Origin of the sequence: Paraburkholderia steynii (assembly GCF_900100565.1) — a bacterium.
Lineage (GTDB): Bacteria > Pseudomonadota > Gammaproteobacteria > Burkholderiales > Burkholderiaceae > Paraburkholderia > Paraburkholderia terrae.
On the sequence record NZ_FNDI01000053.1, the window covers coordinates 1 to 17,989 of the forward strand.

The 17,989-nt window shown below is 57.0% G+C and carries 15 protein-coding genes and 2 pseudogenes; 12 read left to right on the plus strand and 5 right to left on the minus strand.

The features are described 5' to 3' along the window. Window positions 1-168 precede the first annotated feature (168 nt). The 5 genes from istA to BLT65_RS44030 all read left to right on the plus strand — a co-directional run bounded on the left by istA (window position 169) and on the right by BLT65_RS44030 (window position 7,106). On the plus strand, window positions 169-1,692 hold the full coding sequence (gene istA / locus BLT65_RS44010) for an IS21 family transposase (RefSeq protein ID WP_091789756.1): 1,524 nt from the start codon (window positions 169-171) through the stop codon (window positions 1,690-1,692). Window positions 1,693-1,704: 12 nt separating this feature from the next. Continuing rightward, entirely contained in the window at window positions 1,705-2,472 is a 768-nt protein-coding gene (gene istB / locus BLT65_RS44015; protein WP_091789752.1) for an IS21-like element helper ATPase IstB, read from the plus strand. A 991-nt stretch (window positions 2,473-3,463) separates the two neighbouring features. Then, a complete protein-coding gene (locus BLT65_RS46915) occupies window positions 3,464-3,760 on the plus strand; it encodes a hypothetical protein (protein WP_143036689.1) in 297 nt (98 codons plus the stop codon). A gap of 118 nt (window positions 3,761-3,878) precedes the next feature. Next, window positions 3,879-4,340 (plus strand): hypothetical protein, encoded by a 462-nt coding sequence (locus tag BLT65_RS46920; RefSeq protein WP_143036690.1) that lies wholly within the window; start codon window positions 3,879-3,881, stop codon window positions 4,338-4,340. 36 nt (window positions 4,341-4,376) lie between these two features. After that, window positions 4,377-7,106, plus strand: coding sequence for a M64 family metallopeptidase (locus BLT65_RS44030; RefSeq protein WP_091790387.1), 2,730 nt, complete (start codon window positions 4,377-4,379; stop codon window positions 7,104-7,106). A 39-nt stretch (window positions 7,107-7,145) separates the two neighbouring features. Here BLT65_RS44030 and BLT65_RS44035 read toward each other — a convergent pair whose 3' ends face one another. The 4 genes from BLT65_RS44035 to BLT65_RS46925 all read right to left on the minus strand — a co-directional run bounded on the left by BLT65_RS44035 (window position 7,146) and on the right by BLT65_RS46925 (window position 10,527). Next, complete coding sequence (locus BLT65_RS44035; protein WP_091790388.1) at window positions 7,146-7,727, minus strand: hypothetical protein; 582 nt, start codon at window positions 7,725-7,727, stop codon at window positions 7,146-7,148. Between the two features lie 108 nt (window positions 7,728-7,835). Beyond that, a complete protein-coding gene (locus BLT65_RS44040; protein ID WP_167306660.1) occupies window positions 7,836-8,342 on the minus strand; it encodes a hypothetical protein in 507 nt (168 codons plus the stop codon). A 194-nt stretch (window positions 8,343-8,536) separates the two neighbouring features. Beyond that, a complete protein-coding gene (locus BLT65_RS44045; RefSeq protein ID WP_091790390.1) occupies window positions 8,537-10,021 on the minus strand; it encodes an FAD-dependent oxidoreductase in 1,485 nt (494 codons plus the stop codon). 53 nt (window positions 10,022-10,074) lie between these two features. Next, window positions 10,075-10,527: a hypothetical protein gene (locus BLT65_RS46925; RefSeq protein WP_143036692.1), complete on the minus strand. Its 453-nt coding sequence runs from the start codon at window positions 10,525-10,527 to the stop codon at window positions 10,075-10,077. Between the two features lie 525 nt (window positions 10,528-11,052). On the opposite strand from BLT65_RS46925, the gene BLT65_RS44055 reads away from it, so the two are divergent. From BLT65_RS44055 to tnpC, 6 genes and pseudogenes are all read left to right on the plus strand, one after another. Then, window positions 11,053-13,320 carry an nSTAND3 domain-containing NTPase gene (locus tag BLT65_RS44055; RefSeq protein ID WP_091790392.1) on the plus strand — a complete coding sequence of 756 codons (2,268 nt, stop codon included), beginning with the start codon at window positions 11,053-11,055 and terminating at the stop codon, window positions 13,318-13,320. Between the two features lie 187 nt (window positions 13,321-13,507). After that, window positions 13,508-13,999 (plus strand): annotated as a pseudogene (locus BLT65_RS44060) (MBL fold metallo-hydrolase); the annotation flags it as partial. 189 nt (window positions 14,000-14,188) lie between these two features. Beyond that, window positions 14,189-14,562, plus strand: a pseudogene (locus BLT65_RS44065) (homogentisate 1,2-dioxygenase); the annotation flags it as partial. 120 nt (window positions 14,563-14,682) lie between these two features. Next, window positions 14,683-15,159 (plus strand): IS66-like element accessory protein TnpA, encoded by a 477-nt coding sequence (gene tnpA, locus BLT65_RS44070; protein WP_091790393.1) that lies wholly within the window; start codon window positions 14,683-14,685, stop codon window positions 15,157-15,159. After that, the gene (gene tnpB / locus BLT65_RS44075; protein ID WP_091790394.1) at window positions 15,140-15,490 is read left to right on the plus strand and encodes an IS66 family insertion sequence element accessory protein TnpB; all 351 of its coding nucleotides are present in this window, start codon (window positions 15,140-15,142) and stop codon (window positions 15,488-15,490) included. Before tnpA ends, tnpB begins: the two co-directional genes overlap by 20 nt. Window positions 15,491-15,523: 33 nt before the next feature. After that, complete coding sequence (tnpC, locus tag BLT65_RS44080) at window positions 15,524-17,104, plus strand: IS66 family transposase (RefSeq protein ID WP_091790395.1); 1,581 nt, start codon at window positions 15,524-15,526, stop codon at window positions 17,102-17,104. A 20-nt stretch (window positions 17,105-17,124) separates the two neighbouring features. Here the strand turns inward: tnpC and BLT65_RS44085 are convergent, their stop codons facing one another. After that, window positions 17,125-17,604, minus strand: coding sequence for a GNAT family N-acetyltransferase (locus tag BLT65_RS44085; RefSeq protein WP_208545904.1), 480 nt, complete (start codon window positions 17,602-17,604; stop codon window positions 17,125-17,127). A 143-nt stretch (window positions 17,605-17,747) separates the two neighbouring features. On the opposite strand from BLT65_RS44085, the gene BLT65_RS44090 reads away from it, so the two are divergent. Further along, window positions 17,748-17,975: a hypothetical protein gene (locus BLT65_RS44090; RefSeq protein ID WP_143036693.1), complete on the plus strand. Its 228-nt coding sequence runs from the start codon at window positions 17,748-17,750 to the stop codon at window positions 17,973-17,975. Window positions 17,976-17,989 lie beyond the last annotated feature (14 nt).

A 17,989-nucleotide genomic window follows, 5' to 3' on the forward strand; every position in this document is an offset into this window, starting at 1 on the left:
TGCGTATTTCGGACGAACGTGACCGGCCGTTTCGGGATGGTGACCGGCGATTTCGGCAACGTGACCGGGCATTTCGGGAACGTGACCGAGCGGACCGGAAGGCAGGATTGGCGTTGCGCATGACATCAACTACGCGGGCTATGCTCGCCGGCTTTTGCCGGAGAGAGCATGCCCGCGCACCGGATGAACATGCGCATGATCAAGGACGTTATACGACTTAAATTCGACGGCGGTTTCTCGCACGATCGGATCGCCGCGTCACTGGGCATATCCAAGGGCGTGGTCACGAAGTACATCGGACTGGCCGGTGCCGCCGGGCTGGACTGGGCAAGCGCCTGCGATATGGATGAAGGCGAACTCGAGCGGCGGCTTCTCGGCAAACCCACCGGGCCGGCAGGCTACGCCCAGCCCGACTACGGACGCATCCATCAGGAGCTGCGTCGCAAGGGCATGACGCTGACGTTGCTGTGGGAGGAGTACCAGGCCGAGTTCGCGGACCGGCAGACCTACCGCTATACGCAGTTCTGCGAGCACTACAAGGCGTTCACGAAACGCCTGAAGCGCTCGATGCGTCAGATTCACCGCGCCGGCGAGAAGCTGTTTGTCGACTTCGCCGGCCCCACGTTGCCGCTGACGACTGGACGCCGCGCGCACATCTTCGTGGCGGCCATGGGCGCATCGAGCTACACATTCGCCTGTGCGACGCCGGCCGAAACGATGGAGGACTGGCTGGGCGGCATCGCACGTGCGCTGACCTTCTATGGCGGCGTGCCGCAGCTGATCGTGCCGGATAACCCGCGCGCGATGATTGCCGATCCCGATCGCTATGAACCTCGCGCCGGCGACACCGTGCTGGACTTTGCGCGTCACTACGGCACGTCATTCCTTCCTGCACGCGTATATCGTCCGCAGGACAAACCGAAGGTAGAGGTTGCGGTCCAGGTCGTCGAACGCTGGATCATGGCGCGCCTGCGTCATCATCGGTTTGAGTCGGTCCACTCGGTCAATGAGGCGATCCGCCCGCTGCTCAGGAACCTGAATGAGAGGCCGTTCCAGAAGCTGCCGGGATGTCGCGCCAGCGCATTCGCCCAGCTGGACGCGCCGGCACTGCAGCCGCTGCCGGCACAGCCCTATGAGCTCGCGCGCTTCAAGACAGTGACGGTTCACATCGACTATCACGTCGAGATCAACAAACACCGCTACAGCGTGCCGCACGCGCTTGTCGGTCTCAAGCTCGATGCGCGCATCACGGCGGGCGCTGTCGAACTGCTGCATCGCGGTCGCCGTGTCGCCAGCCACGCACGCAACGACCGCGCAGGCGGCTACACCACCGTCGTCGAGCACATGCCGGCGGCGCACCGCGCTCATCTGGAATGGACGCCGCAGCGGCTGATTCATTGGGGACAGCAGATCGGCGCGGCAACCGGCGCGCTTGTTACCCGGCTGCTGCAGGAGCAACGCCATCCGGAACACGGCTATCGGGCGTGCCTCGGATTGCTCTCGCTCTCACGTCGCTATGGCCGCGAACGTCTCGAAGCCGCCTGTGCGCTAGCACTGGAGCTGGGCGTGCACCGTTACCGCCACGTGCGCGACATCCTGATCAACAACCGCGACCGCGCTGCAGTGGCAACGCCTGCCGACTGGATCAGCCCGAGCCACGCGCATGTACGCGGCCCCGGCTACTACCAATAAGGAAGATCCACCATGATGATGCAACAGACACTGACGCAACTGCGCACCCTGAAGCTGGACGGTTTCGCTGACGGCCTGGAAGAACAACTGACGCAGCCCGGTGCGGCCAGCCTGAGCTTCGAGGAACGCCTGTCACTGCTGGTCGACCGGGAAGCCAGCTGGCGTGATGATCGCCGTCGTACCCGACTGCTCAAGCAGGCGCGCCTCAAGTATCCGCAAGCCGCCATTGAAGATCTCGACACGCGCGCTGGCCGTGGCGTCGATCCGCGCTCACTCACGAGTCTCGCGCTCGGTGACTGGGTCGAAGCCGGCTACAGCCTGCTCATCAGCGGTCCAACCGGCGCTGGGAAATCGTGGCTCGCTTGCGCCCTGGCCCAATACGCTTGCCGGCGCGGGCATTCAGCCTTGTATCTGCGCGTGCCGCGACTTGGCGAGGAGCTTCGCGTTCTGCACGGCAATGGCGGCTTCACAAAATGGCTGCTGCAGGTCGCCCGCGTTGACGTGCTCCTGCTGGACGATTGGGGAATGGCTCCCCTCGACGCGATGGTCCGAAACGATCTGCTCGAGATGATCGATGACCGCTCGGCGGGAAAGGCGACCATCATCACCAGCCAGTTACCGATTGAGCACTGGCATGGATGGATCGGCGACGAGACCATCGCCGACGCAATGCTCGACCGTCTCATGCAGCGTCATCACCGGATCACGCTCACCGGTGAATCCCTCAGAAAGGCATCCCCAAAACCCAACGTCCTGGAGCCCGAACTCGACCAGAACTGACAAGAAAATCTACAATCAACACCGCGCAACGCCCAACCCCGCCGAATCGGTCACGTTCCCGAAATCGGCGGTCACGTTCGCCGAAATACGCACCGGATCACCCCGAGCATCATCGATACGATACCTGCAACCCCATAAGGATCTGAACTACGGAACTGGTCCAGGTCACTATAACGGATCGGTGAATGGGCCAACGTTAAATGCAGGCACCATTTTTAACGACTCGGACGCTCAACAGGTAGTTCAATCGCTTATATCAAACGGAACGCTGACAGCTAACGTGAACAGTCTCTTTATGCTGATACTTCCAGACGGAGTGACTTCACGTTTTGATGACAACGGGGATGAGTCTTGTAGCGCGTACTGTGGCTACGCTCGACCTTCAGTGACGGATCAGCGGGTCCACTCGTACTCGGAGATCTCCGAACAACCGGACGTCTCGCAGTTGCGGGAGAGTATGCGACGTTTCATGGAGAAGCGACTTTTTGCCAAGGGCCAAAATTTGAACCTCACAATCAAGATTGAAGTTGAGGCTGTTGATTGAGTCGTGTGTTAAACGTTTTAGCCGGCTGTTAGTAAATGATCTGTTAATGATCCAGCCGTAAGCGGGGCTTTATTGGGGAAACCACGAAGTCACTCGCGTTTTTTCAAGTCCAGAAATAATCAGAACGATAAGCGCCCTTTCCATACCTAAAGATACATTCTCCTTGCATAAATCAATAGATCGCCTATCGTTTTTGTGCGTAGACAAGAGATGCTGAGTAACTTGCCGGCTGGGTGACGGGTGCGATGCGACGTTCGGGCGTAGCGCGGGGCCGAGTGCTGGCGCACGAGATACCAATCCGCACGATTGAAAGCTGAGATGTCAATCGCTTTCTCTGACGATCAAGCTGTCGGAGGGGACAGTTATGTTCAAGTCTTCTCTGCAAATTGCGACTTTACCTGAATCTGTCAGGTAGTTGTTCCGGTGACTCTACTCGAGGAGCAATTCATGATTACCTGCTTAACATTACCTGATGGAAGCAAACACTGTTTTGTAATTCCGGACCGCATTATTGAATGGCCTGGCCCACATCCCGACCCAGAACTACTGGGGTCGATTTTCAATCCAGAGGTTGCACGCGATCTCGTGAATGCCGCGCAGATCCAGAGGTTGACGAGTTCTTTGAGCAACAGGCAACTTCAGGAGCACATCAATGCGGGGCTGAAATCGTTTGTCGACGGAATCGATGCTCCAAAGGGTGTCAGCGTGCATATTGATCGTCAAGGGCAGGATCGAGGTGGGTAGAGGAGTACCACGTACTCCGAAAAAATAGTAGCGAAATTCGACCGACTGCTTTTCCAGGTCGGATGTCAACGGACGTTCGCCAGACGGTCACCGATTGCGTTCACAGGGAGGGAGTGATATGTCAAACCACCACGTCGCCTCGACGCCCGTCCCCTATACCCATTCCTTTCGCATTGAACTCACATTGGAGAACGGAAAAGCGGAAGTTTCGGCTATCCAGCACGTGGCCATGCGAGCGCAAGCCTCGCGGCCCATGCCTCGACCCGATGAGCAGTCAGGCGTGTGGGTGGAACTGGTCGATGAAAGTGGGCATGTACTTTATTGGCGCTCGCTAAGAATGCCGCACATGGACAGTGTCGAGGTCTTTGATGATGAGCAAACAGGCAAGATAATACGCGTCCCTCAAGATCGAAAGCGCGTGAAACTTGATGTGATACTCCCGGATTTACCTAATGCAGCCGAAGTGATCCTATTCGGCGCCGAGAACCTTTCTGAGGTGCGTAAATCTAGCGTGCCTCTTCTTCGCGTATCAATTCCCGACCTGCGGCGTAAGGCAATAACGCCTCCGAGGCAGCCGTAAACGACTGTTGGCGATGGGCGCAATGGAGGATTTGTCATGAGTACCTCAGACGGCTACGTCCTCGGCACGCACAAGATTGTAGACCACGGACCTACTTCGCAGCGATTTAACATCGTCATCATGGGCGATGGGTATCAGGCTTCCGAGCAGGAAAAGTATGCTACTGACGTCAAGGCCTTCATTGACCTGTTACGCTCAACCGCCCCATATACGGACTTGTGGTGCGGAATAAACGTATTTCGGATTGATGTTGTTTCGACAGACAGCGGAGCCGACGATCCCGGCACATGTGGCGACGGATCCACGGGGTCTGGCGCCACCCCACGGACGTACTTTGACTCGACTTTTTGCTCGGACGGAGACACGCGCCGCTTGCTTTCGTGCAACGACGACACCGCGATTAACCTTGCTATCGCGCAGGTGCCTGCAGCACACGAAGCCGTCATGGTGATTGTCAATACGAACGAGTATGGCGGGTCAAGTGACGGCAGAGTTGCCAAATTCTCTACTGCGCCAAACTCCGCTGAAATAGCCTTGCACGAAATGGGACACCTCGTGTTCGGCTTCGCGGACGAATACGATTGCAGAACGTGCGTGGCGGGTGAGACAGGTCACGACCACTATAGCGGCCCCGAGCCGCCTGAGCCGAACGTCACTATCAATACCGATCGCAATACGATGAAGTGGCGAGCGTCCCTGACTTCAACGACTGACGCGCTTCCAACAACTACAAATGCGGATTGCACCACTCAGGATACGCAGGCGAACCCACAAAGCGCGACGTACGTTGGTGCATATGATGGTGCAGACTATTTCCATTGCGGATGCTACCGCCCGTCCTTTAACTGCCGCATGAGGGCCTTGGGCAATCCGTTTTGTCTAGTCTGCCAGCAGGCAATCAGAGATGCGCTGCATCAGTTTCTGCCTGCAGAGTCGCTAACGCTGACGACCCCCAGTATCGCCTTTGATAACGTCCCTGAAGGACTTGGAGGTGTCGGTGTTACGACCTATCGCGCGATTGTTTTCGAGGTGGTCACCTGTGCAACGCGTACGTTCCGGATCACCGCAGGACCAACTGGCGGCTTTGGGACGCCGCTTGGAACCTCGATTTCGGTGAGTGCCAACGATAACGTGCCAATCGAATATGCTCGTCTCTGGTTATCGTACACGTCCACAACTGCAGGTTCGACTTCTCATGGCACTGTGACGGTCCAGTGCGACGAGACCGGACAGACGTGGGTGGTAAATATCATCGCTAACACGGTAGCGAGGCCAAAGAGCGCCGTGACGTTTGTACTTGATCACTCTGGGAGTATGAGCGAGGACGCGGGAGATGGTGCGACCAAGGTTGGCAAGCTTCGTGAAGCGGCAAGCATTTTTATCAATGCAATGCTGGATGGTGACGGCCTGGGTATAGTTCGGTTCGATGACACAGCCCAACTGCTAATGCCCGTGACAAATGTTGGGCCGCCTGTATTGGGAGGCGGCCGCATAGCGGCAACAGGCCACATCTCTGGGCCGGAACTCGACCCTGCAGGTAACACATCCATCGGTGCGGGCGTGGTCGCGGGAAAGAACGCTCTTGACGCTGCGCAGGCACTTGGTGCGCCGCATTACGACGTCACTGCGATGCTTGTCCTGACGGACGGCGAGGAGAATACGGCGCCATTTCTTTCCGCCGTCGGTAGCAGCATCACCGCAAACACGTTCGCAATTGGACTCGGTCAACCCGAGAATATCAGCACGGCCGCGCTGACCACGTTGACGCAAGGCCATAGCGGCTACCTGCTGATAACAGGGCAGTTGACGCCGGACCAATCGGCGCGATTGAACAAGTATTTCCTCCAGATACTGGCCGGCATCACTAACGCTCAAATCGTGCTTGACCCGCATGGCCTACTAACGCCAGGCGCCACGCACCGGATACCGTTCCAGATGGCAGAAACCGACTACGGACTCGACGTCTTCCTCTTGACGCAAAGCCCGTGGTTGATCGAATTCGCGCTCGAGGCCCCGAACGGTGACTTGATTTCACCGGCGTCTGTGACTGTTCTGACGAACCTGCACTACGTGCAAACAGCGGGGTTGGCCTATTTTCGTCTGTCTTTGCCCGCAGAGCCAGCCAAAGCGAGTGGTACCAGGGCTGGTTTATGGCACGTTTTGCTCAAAATCGCCGGCCGCAAACTTGACGTGTCTTCACACAATGCGGTATATGCGAGCGGATCGTCGAATGCGCAGGGTCTCCCCTATGATGTAGTTATACATACCTACTCGAACCTGGTGTTCGAGGCTCGCGCGACGCAGAGCAGCTTTGATCCTGGCGCTACTATTTCCGTCGTCGCCACACTCAGTGAATACGACGTCCCTATCGACGATCGTGCCCATTGCTGGGCTGAGGTGACTCGTCCAGATGGCTCAATGTTCACGGTGACAATGAGTGAGACCGATCCGGGAAGATTTTCGGGGCAGTTTATCGGCGACGTAGCGGGACTGTATGCGATGCGCGTACGTGCTACAGGCAGCACATTCACCGGGAACCTGTTTCAGCGCGAGCAGACACTCACCGCAGCCGTCTATTTAGGTGCCACTCGACCGCCCGAAACGGGAGGCACTCAGCAATTCGATTGGTGCGCATTTCTGCGATGCATGATCAATGGGCAACTGATAGATCGAGCAGCCGTGGAACGACTGAGGCAATCTGGTGTGAATCTCGACGTTCTGGCCAAATGCCTGGAGGCACATTGTTCGTCTAAGCGCGGGAGCTAGTGCCAGTGCCTGCAAGGCGAACCTTGTGACGAGATCGAACTAGTTCGTACAATAGTCACGGAAGGACATGAGCAGCCGGTCAAGCAGGGGAGGTGGAACATCCAAAAGTCCTGCCTGCTCGAACGTCTCCCGATTCATTTTGTAAAAGGCCGGCTCTATTGCTCGAAGTTGTTTGACGGCATCAGGATGGATCGAAAGAAGATTGCGGACATCGGCTGCGGCGCTTGCGTAGTGCTTGTTGAAAGCGGTGACTACGCTGACATTCTCGGCAACATAGTCCTCAGAAAATTTTGTTGCGAGCCCTTCTTCAAGGGTCAGGCCATCCGCATCGCCGCTGGGCGACAAAAGATGGATGCATTCGTGCGCGAGTTGATACACGGTCAGATCAAGACGGCCAAGTGCGTTGGGGCCAAGTCGAATTTCTATATGGCCTGCAATCGGTGGGTACCAGATGCAGGGCCCGTTTTCTGCGAATCCAATGTTCGAAAGCGTATATCGCTTGTCACGTGGTCCATACAAGCTTTCCGCCGTGTATACGATGGATTCGGCCCAATCGGCGAGAGTCCGAGTGGCTGCAGGTTCGAAGTTGGCAGACTGGGAAATATTGAATGATTGTTCCATGAGACTTCATTTTTAGATTGTTCGTAGATGCATGACATCTCAACCGTCACCAACTTCGTGGTTCAAGAGTCGCTTTTTGCATTGGTGGTGTGGAACGAGCTGAAAAGCTCACTTAAACCATTTTTTCTTCATTTGCTCTGTGACGATAGTGACGTGCGCTTTTGTTTTTGCCTTGACCTGCGCCAACTCTGCCGCAGACTGGCTTGCGGTCACGCAGGCGTTGCGATAGTCGGGCAAGGCAGCGGCACACGCTAACGCCATCTGCTTGCTGAGTTGGTCGTCCCCCGTTCTTTGATAAAACGCTATTACGTCGGGCCAAAGCTTTGGCGCTTTCCCGAAATATTGAAACTGCTGATCGAGGAAGACACGGGCCTTGGCGCGATCAGTCATCGAAAGTCGGTTTGCGATATCGACCTGTATCCGCCAAGAGCGCTCGGGTGCCTTCAGGTTCCGGAGCAGGATATCGGTCACTGCGTTCTGGTTTGCCGATCCCGTTTCGTCTACGACCGTGGCAAGCGTCCTGACCGTCGTCGCGTCGTTAGCCGTCTTGCCTGACGCCGCCTGTTTTGCAAGTTTCAACGCGGTGTGCCTGTCGCCGGCGATCAGGAGGTCCATGGCCTTCCACGCCATTGCATAATGCGAAAGCACCTCTGCCATCTGTGCGCGCTTTCGTATCGCGTCCCACTCCTGGACCGTCGCGGGTGGTCGACTTTGCCTGATCAACTCCGCGAACTGCTTGCTCAGGTAGCCCTCGCGAAGTGCTCCTTCTGGGTGGTTCTCCCTGATCTGGGAGATCTCGTCGTTACTGGTTAGTTCGGCAGGTCGTAGGGAGCCAACTGCTCAGGAATGGATGGGCCGGCCGGCAGGCTTGGAATTGGATTTGGGAAGAGGCCGTGACGAAGAATGATAACGTCGAAAGTCTCGGGTTGGGATGCGTTGGCAAACGTCACGGCGTGAGGGACGCCGTGACAAGACTTTTTCGAGCCGCATGGATGACTGTAGCCTTTCAGTGGCTTGATGTCGACGATCTCAGTGCTGGTTCTTAGTGATTCGGCACCCGGCCTGATCGTGTCGAGGATTCGCACGAGGAAGATCGCGAGGAAGCGATTCAGTGCGTAGGCAAAGCCCGTATGACCTTCGAAAACGGCCCACACGATCTCTGCGTTGGGTGCTTGATGTATGTCCTGCTTGAGGATATGCGGGGCTAAACTTTTGAGCGCAGCATCGTCATCCAGTCCCTGCTGAGTAGCGTAGTCTGAAATTACATTGTCGACGATCCGCTCGTATGCACGATGCCACTCCCGCATTTCGATTGGAATGTCTTTCGCTTGCCCGCTGCTCGCCTTCCAGGCATATGCGCGTTTGGCGCGATCGTCCGCGAGTAGACACGCTACCTGTACAGCAGCCTTCGAGACCGTGCCGAGGCAGCTTATGAGGTCGTCTAGCAAGGGTTTGCCGAATTTGCCGGTCGCAGCGCGCTGCAAATCCTGCATCGCGCCGTCGCCGCCTCCGGAAATAAGAATGCGAGGATAGGGACCCGCCGGGCCATGTTTCATCCCGAAGTTTGCCTGGTCCAAACCCTCATTGTGAGTCCAGAAGCCCGGCCCAGAAAACTTGTACCGCTTTTTCTCGTCGAAGGTTCTCTCTTTGCTAAAGCCCGCGCAGATAATTACGGCACCGAACGGGCGGGCTTGCGTCGCGGGGTTTTTGGGATCCCAGATGCCCGAAACTTCGATCCGATTTCCGAACGACGTCGAAAAGGTCGTGAACTTGAAATTGCGCCCATCGAGCCCGGCAATGAATGAGAGATGCCCCGGACGTCCTTTCGGCTGATTGCAGTTTTTCAGCAGATTATCGAAGTCAGCCTGCCAGTCCCGCGCAACTTTTGCGGCTGAGCCACCGTCGTATCGAAGCGGAAACAGATTGTGTATCGGAAAGCTGGTCGGGAACGCTCGATGATGGTCCGGCTGCGGCCAGTCGTATTCGAACGGATCGATTCGACGGAACTGGGCGCGCTGCAGTGTAGTAAACGCTTTCGGCTTAATCTCGACCAGCGTTACCTGTACATTGAGTTTCGCCGCGATGAGAGCACACGTTACACCGGCGACGCCTGCACCAATGACCAACAGGCCGCTATCCTTTTTTTCGGATATTTCCCGCGAGTCCTGTACTAGCGATTCGGTCAATAGAATGGCTCGGAGCATTTGGTCTCGCACGCTCCCAGTCCGCAAACCGGTCAGATTATAGATTCGCTCACCGGCCTCGTGATAAGCGAGTACTTGATTGGCGGCCATCGTTGTTTATAGTCGAGTTGATCGGCCGCGCGGCCGGACGCAAACCTGTTCTGCTACTCAGACGTAGGCCGGCGCTCCACTGTTTTACCATCCCATCGACCGCGCGTCTCTTCCCAGCGCTGTTCTGCGAGCGCTGTCAGGTCTTCAGCTTCTTTCAGCAGATTAGACGAGCTTGCGTTTTCGATACTTACGCCGTAGTCAACCAATGGTTCGATGAAATCGTCCACCAGGGACAATGGCACGTCCGCAGGAAGCAAAACAAGACCTGCTCCGCTCAGCGGCTCACTGAGATGTTTGAGCAGCGCGGCCACTGAATGCTCGAGACCTTTCAGCGACACTACGGGCAGGACGGTGAGGCCAGGTGCGGAAAAGGGTTTCACTTGGCGCACAGTGCTCCCACTGGCGGTGCGCCATTCTCTCGAATGGCCTTCTGCAAGCGCACGCGACAGTGCAGACGCCAAATCGGCAGCCTCAGGCGGTGTGGACGAATCGAACTCGTAAGACATGAGTGCCCCCTTCAAGACTTGATAGTAGCACCGAGGAAATCCTCGTGCGTACGGCGACTCACACTCCGCGCCGGATTTGACGGCAAACGGCACGAAAATGCGCATTGCCGCCGCTGTCCCGGGCATTCGACGGGAAACGGGCCGCTAGCAGGTAGCTGTGTGACGATAACCGGCGGCTCAAAAGAAAAAGCGTTCAACCCGTTAATGCGCTGCCAGTGCCACGTGTAGTAAGCAAGACACGGGCCGGCCTGCGGCCCATTTACAGCGCTACCGGGCTCCGCCGCCTTCGGCTACGTTGCCGGGCCAGTCCAGATCGTAGCATCGGCGGGCGTGGAAGATCATACGGAATAAAATACCGGGCGCTGTGCCGACTTTTGCAGGCGATGCAGCCCTGCATTCGTGACTTCACAGTGCGCCGGCGCGCGGTTCCGTGCGTCATCCCTGTCACATCAAATCTGGTAAAAATGGGGCCGGAGAGAGTCGGCAACCGTCGTATGAAACTGACACATTTACGGGGGCGTCTAGATGTTCGACCTTCACAACCTCGGTTGGCATAGTTTCCAACAGCTGTGCCTCAGCGTAGCCCGCGAGGTACTGGGACAGACTGTCGAGTCGTTTCTCGACGTCAATGACGGGGGCCGTGACGGGGCGTTCGCTGGTCACTGGCGACCCACTAACAGCGTTTCGCTCAGTGGCCAGTTCGTAATCCAATGCAAATTCACGAATCGGCGCGATTATTCCCTCAAACCGTCTGATGTTGAAGACGAGATTGACAAAGTTGACAGGCTCGTGAAAGGCGGTCTTTGCGATGTCTACCTCCTGCTCACAAATGCGGGCATCAGCGGACGTAGCGCCGAAGCGATTCGAGACCGACTACTTGCTGCGGGTACCAAAGAAGTTGTGCTGCTGGGATCGTCGTGGATTGAACAACAGATTCGCGACAACAAGCGTCTCCGAATGCTTGTTCCAAGGGTATATGGACTGGGCGATCTTACACAGATACTTGATGAACGCTCGTATTCGCAGGCGCGCGCAATACTCGAGTCGATGAGAGAGGACCTTGCGAAGGTTGTGGTAACCGATTCATATCGGCGTTCGGCGCATGCACTTGATGAACACGGATACGTCTTGCTCATTGGCGAGCCGGCGGCGGGGAAGACGACGATTGCGTCGATGCTCGCGATGACCGCTGCAGACCAGTGGCGCGCAAGCGTTATGAAGCTGGATTCACCGGCGGCTGTAGTGGCGCGATGGAATCCTGATGAACCTTCGCAGTTTTTCTGGGTTGATGACGCGTTTGGCGTCACCCAGTATGAGAATGGCCTTGTCAGTGGCTGGAATCACGTCATCCCTGATGTCAAGACGATGCTCCGGCGCGGAGCAAAGATTGTCATGACATCGCGTGACTACATCTACAATCGGGCGAGGCAGGATCTCAAGGAAGGCGCGTTCCCGCTCTTCAATGAGGCAATGGTCGTTATCGACGTGCACGGTCTTACTGAAGATGAGCGTCGTCAGATTCTCTATAACCACCTGAAGCTCGGTACACAATCGCAGGATTTTCGCTCGTCAATTAAACCGTATCTCGAAGAGGTTGCGGCGCACGAGCGTTTCATACCTGAGATAGCGAGGCGGCTTGCCGATCCCTTCTTTACGAAGGCGCTACGCCTGAACGCAATTGAACTTGAACACTTCGTCGAGAAGCGTGAGCAGTTTCTTGTGGGGGTTCTGCGTGAATTGGACCGACACAGCAGAGCGGCGCTTGCGTTGATATATATGCGCAATGACCGACTCGCAAGTCCGATTTCGCTTGCGAAGTCGGAAGAGGACGCGCTTCAGCGCCTGAACAGTGATTTAGGATCCTGCATTGAAGCTTTGCAAGCACTTAAAGGTAGCCTAGTGATCCAGTCTCGGGTCGACGATGAGTATGAATGGAAATTCAAACATCCGACAATCGCTGATGCATTTGCGCTCATCTTGAGAGATAGCCCTGAACTTCTCGAGATTTACGTACGCGGAAGCAGTGTCAATAAGTTGCTCACACAAGTCACATGCGGCGACGTGGGGATCGAAAATGCGGTTGTTCTACCGCGTTCCCTATTCACACTGGTCGTCGATCGGCTAGATGAATACGCTAAGAGCAGCCGTTACAAGACCGCATGGATGGCAAGCTGGGACGCAACCCGGTCGATTCACCATTTTTTGAGTCGTCGTTGCTGCAAGGAGATGCTTCAGCAATACATCAGCAAGAATCCAAAAATCCTGGAGCAGGTCTCTTCCCCCGGACTCTATCTGGATTCCGTTTCGGAAACCAGTCTTGCGGTGCGATTCCACGAACTCGGACTGCTACCTGATGAGTGTCGCGAGCGCTTTGTGGAAAAAGTCGGCAAATACGCGGTGGAGGGCGAAGATGTCGGCGCCCTCACAAACAAACGGATTCAAACGATTTTCACTGAGGCGGAGCTGCAGACACTAGTGGATGAAGTCCGCCGGAAGTTGCTTCCGAGGTTGAATGAAGTGCGTCATTTTGTCGAAGACGACTTTCGTCCGGGGAATGAAAGTGCCGAAGAACATATGAGTCGCTATGTGGAGTTGCTCGACGAGCTTGAATCGCGTTACGGGGACGACCCCGTTGTTAAAGAGCAGGTCGAGGCTGAGCGAACGGCGGCAGGATCGTGGATTTCTAACAATTCAGACAGCGACGAGACACGAGAGGACCGCGTACTGGGTCAGATCAGCGACGACTCGGTGGTGCCAGCAGGTCGCAGCATATTTGACGATGTTGACCAGTAGCATCGATATCTCTTCATTGTTGTCCCGGCGGTGACTCGGCGAGGCGCTTCGATTATCCGGCGCCACGTGCTTGTGCCCGCCGTTCGCAAGGGGGAAGATAGGTCTTCGCAGCCGTCCGATATATCGCCAATTTTGCATTCCTTGGCTGTGCATGTAGGCGCGGAACATTTCATGTCGCAACGATTGCGTCGGGATCCTGCAGCTTGGTCGCGGTCACACGAAAGGCGACACGGTCGTCTGGCTTTCGCAGGAAAAGACGCTCCTGTCCGGTGACCTGGTCGAGTACGGTGCAACGCCGTACGCCGGCGATGCGTACTTCCAGGATTGGCCTGCAACCCTCGATGCAATCGCTGCGCTGAAGCCCGAAAAACTGGTTCCCGGTCGTGGTGCCGCCCTGAAGACGCCCCAAGAAGTTGCCGATGGTCTCGCGGGCACGCGTGCCTTTATCAGCGAGCTCTACAGCAAGGTGAAGTCTGGTGCCAGCGAAGGCAAGGACCTGAACGCCATCTATAAGGAAACCTATGCCACGCTCAAGCCGAAATTTGGCGACTGGGTCATCTTCGACCACTGCACGCCATTTGACGTAACCCGCGCACACGACGAAGCGACACAGTATCCCGATCCCCGGATCTGGACTGCGCAGCGTGACAAGGAAATGTGGGAAACCCTCGAAGGCTGACCACGACCAAGGCCCAGCGCGCGCAATCACGCGCGCTGGCCCTTCCTCGAGAAGATTTCAATATGGAGTTTCTACGTGGACCAAACGACCCGACAAACTACCAGTCGCCGTGAGCCCGGTCACGCCGACGAGCTTTGCAATGCACAGCTGAAACGCGCGTCGACCGCGTCAGCATTCTCGGCTCATCCGATCGGCTATCAATCGGGCTTCGGCTGCGAATTTGCTTCCGAAGCACTTCCTGGTGCGCTTCCTGTTGGTCGGAACTCGCCTCAACGTGCGCCGTACGGCCTGTATGCTGAGCAGTTCTCGAGTTCTCGGGCACGGCCTTTACCGCTCCCCGTTCTCAAAATCGTCGCTCTTGGCGGTATCGGGTGCGCCCGTCTGCAGTGCACCGGCCCTTCGCGCCGCTGGGGAACGGCAAACTGGTCAGTGATTTCTCGCGTGTACCCCCGACTCCGCCAAACCAGCTACGTTGGGATCCGCTTCCAATGCCAAGTGCACCGACTGATTTTATCGATGGTCTCATAACCATGGCTGGCAACGGTTCGGCAGAATCGATGACGTGAGGCACCTGTTCCCTTTCAAGGGTGCTAATCCGTAAGCGCGCAGAAATGGACGTCTGGAACTCTGTAATCTGAGCGGGCAGGCTATGTCCACTGTTTTCAAGTCAGTGGACACCTTTCATGACAGAAGAACACTCAGAAACGATAGGCCTGAAGGTCGTCAACGTCGGTCGGGACGGCAAGCGCAGGTATGACCGGCGAACCAAACAGAAGTTGGTGGAAGCATGCCTGGAGCCGGGGGCTTCGGTCGCCGGGCTCGCACTCAAGCACGGGGTCAACGCCAACTTGCTGCGTAAGTGGATCAAGCTGCATCGGCAGCGACTGGCGGGCGCGTCACTACAACCAGCGCCGGTTACGGCATTCGTTCCGGTTGTCGAAGTCGATAGTCACGAAGCGGTGATTGCACGCGAACCCGCGAAGGCACCTCGGCATGCCCCCGCAGCGCGCACGTCGACGCACGCGCTGGTTTCGGCACGGTTGACAGTGCAGATGCCCAATGGCATCACACTCAGGCTTGAATGCAGCGGCAATGACGCGCCGTTGCTATCGGCAATGATCGAGACGCTGGGACGGTGCGATGTTCCGCCTGGACGATGACCTGAAGGTCTATGTACATCGCGATGCCGTCGATTTCCGCAAGAGTATCAACGGTCTTGCAGCCATCGTCGAGCAATCGATGAAGCTCGATCCATTCGCGCGGGCAGTGTACGTCTTCAGCAATCAGCGGCGCGATCGCGTCAAGATGCTGCTCTGGGAGCGCAACGGCTTCTGGCTGCTCATGAAGCGACTTGAGCAGGACCGTTTCGTGTGGCCGCGCAAGGAAGCTGTGCTCAGGTTGCGAGCGGAGCAACTGCACTGGCTGCTCGACGGTATCGACATCGAAGCGATGCGGGCGCATCCGACTCGCTATTATCAGCGCGTGACTTGAAACGCGAACCAGCATCGCTGGTCTAATCCAGCGATGCCGCCACCATCCTCATCCTCCGCTGACGAACTGAAGGCGCTGCGCGCAGAACTCGCCTCCATGAAGAGCGAGTTGCGTGTGGTGACGGTCGAGCGTGACTTGCTGCGCGAGAAGCTCAAGGCTTATCAGCGACAACAGTTCGCCGCAAAGAGCGAGGCGCGCGCAGTTGAGCAGCGCGATCTCTTTCTGAACGAAGCAGAGGCACACGCGGCAGGATGTGAGCCGGCGCTGGAGAGCGGAGCGGAACAGAGCATCGGGGTCGGTGCGCACGCACGCAAGAAACGCGGCCGCAAGCCGTTGGACCCGATGCTACCTCGCGCGATTGTGCGTCATGAACTGCCCGAATCAGAACGCGTCTGCGCACACGACGGGCACGTGCTAGTCGAGATCGGTGCCGAGATCAGCGAGCAACTCGATATCGTGCCGCAGCAGGTCCGTGTCATTCAGCACCAGCGAGTCAAGTACGCCTGTCCTTGCTGCGACCTCGGCATCAAGGTGACGCCCGCACCGGCCCGGATCATCCCGAAGGGCTTGCTCACTGAATCAGCGCTCGCGTGGGTGGTGGTGAGCAAGTTCGCGGACGCGCTGCCGCTGTATCGAATCGCGGCGTTGCTGCACCGTTTCGGTGGCGATCTCTCGCGGGGAACGCTTGCAGCCAGCGTAGTGCGCGTCGGCATGGCAGTGCAGCCGCTGATCAACTTGATGCGCGATCACCTGCTCGAAGCCGACATCGTCTACGGCGATGAAACGACTGTGCAGGTGTTAAAGGAGCCCGGGCGCACCGCACAACGCAAGAGCTTTATGTGGGTGCAGATGAGCGACACCGGTCCTCCGGTTCGCTTGTTCAGTTACAGCCCCACACGCAGCGCTGCGCAGGCGACAGCACTCTATGCTGGCATCGAACCCGGCGCGGTGTTGATGACTGACGGCTACGAGCCGTACAACAATGTCGCCGATACCAATCAACTGGTGCACTTGGGCTGCTGGGCACACGCCCGCCGTTACATGATCGAGGCGGAAGAGAATCTGCCGAAGTCACAGCGTGGTCGCGACCATCCCGTCAGCGAATTCACTCGATTGATCGGGCAGCTCTTTGTGATCGAATCACGCTGCCAGAACATGACGCCAGCGGACCGGTTGCTCGTGAGACAACGCGAGAGTCATGTGATACTAGAGCAAATAGAGGGGCTGCTCCTGCGCCAATTGGATGCTGTGTTGCCACAAAGTGCCTTCGGCAAAGCGCTGCATTACTTGCAGGGCCAGTGGCCAAAGCTCATTCGCTTCGTCGAGAACGGCGCGTGGCCGATATCGAACAATGCTTGCGAAAACGCGATCAGGCCATTCACGGTCGGGCGAAAAAACTGGCTCTTCTACGACACAGTCGCCGGCGCGAATGCAGCAGCCAACCTGTATTCACTGATCGAAACGTGTAAGGCGAACAGCGTCGAGCCATACCGATATATGATCTCACTCTTCAAGGCGCTTCCCTCAGCCCGAACCGCAGACGACTACGATTCTCTCCTACCGTGGAGAGAATCCGTCGCTGATACGCCAAGCCGCCCTGTCTTGGCCGGCTAAGAGCTTTCTGCGCTCGGCACTCAGATTGTGACAGCAAACTGCTTGCGGTATTTTACGAAGCCGCGCTTTACGTCTGACCGAAAGCCCATTCTCTCGAAGAACCGATGAGCATCTACCCGCGTCGCTGTGCTCATCAGCATCATCTTTGAGCAATCTTCTTCCAGGCAGAACCGCTCAACCTCTCGAAGCAGTCTGTCGCCTAGTCCCTTGCCTCGATGCTGCGAATCGACCACTAGATTCTCCACTATGGCAAATGGTTGATCCCCATACATGACGTCCGAGCACAGGGAAACCAATGCCGTGGCCGTCACCTCGCCGTTCAATTCGCAGACGAAAAGCTTAGTACGGGGATCATCGGAGATCGCTTGGATGCGAACGCGTTCGACCCGAACATGCGGGTCGCCGACTAACTGCCGATAAAGTGCTTCGATTGCTGCAGCGTCGTGAGGGTGGGCCGACCGGATAACAGGGCAATTGTTCATGAACGGTACTGAGAGCATTAAGGAAGCCAGCCGAGGATTGTAGCTGGCCGTGCCGATGCCGACTCGCGACGACCGACAGTCATACTGATCCAACAAAGGTCAAGACGTCGCTTCTTGAGCGCTTACGCTAATCCCAATACCGATTGGCTGCGCACATGTGCGTGGACCTCGATGCGCACGGGTTCGTGCTCACTGGTACGGCGGTCCACACTGGCGGGCGGTGGCAGGCCGTGAACGGGACAACTACCAATCTGATGACCGGTGTGGAAGGCGTATTCGAGGTCGGCGATGTACGGGCCGCCTCAATGAAGCGCGTCGCGACCGCAGTCGGTGAGTCAGAATCGGTGTCCAAGCTCGATGGTCCTTTGCTGGACCAATTTAAAGGCTGATCATCCAACGAGCC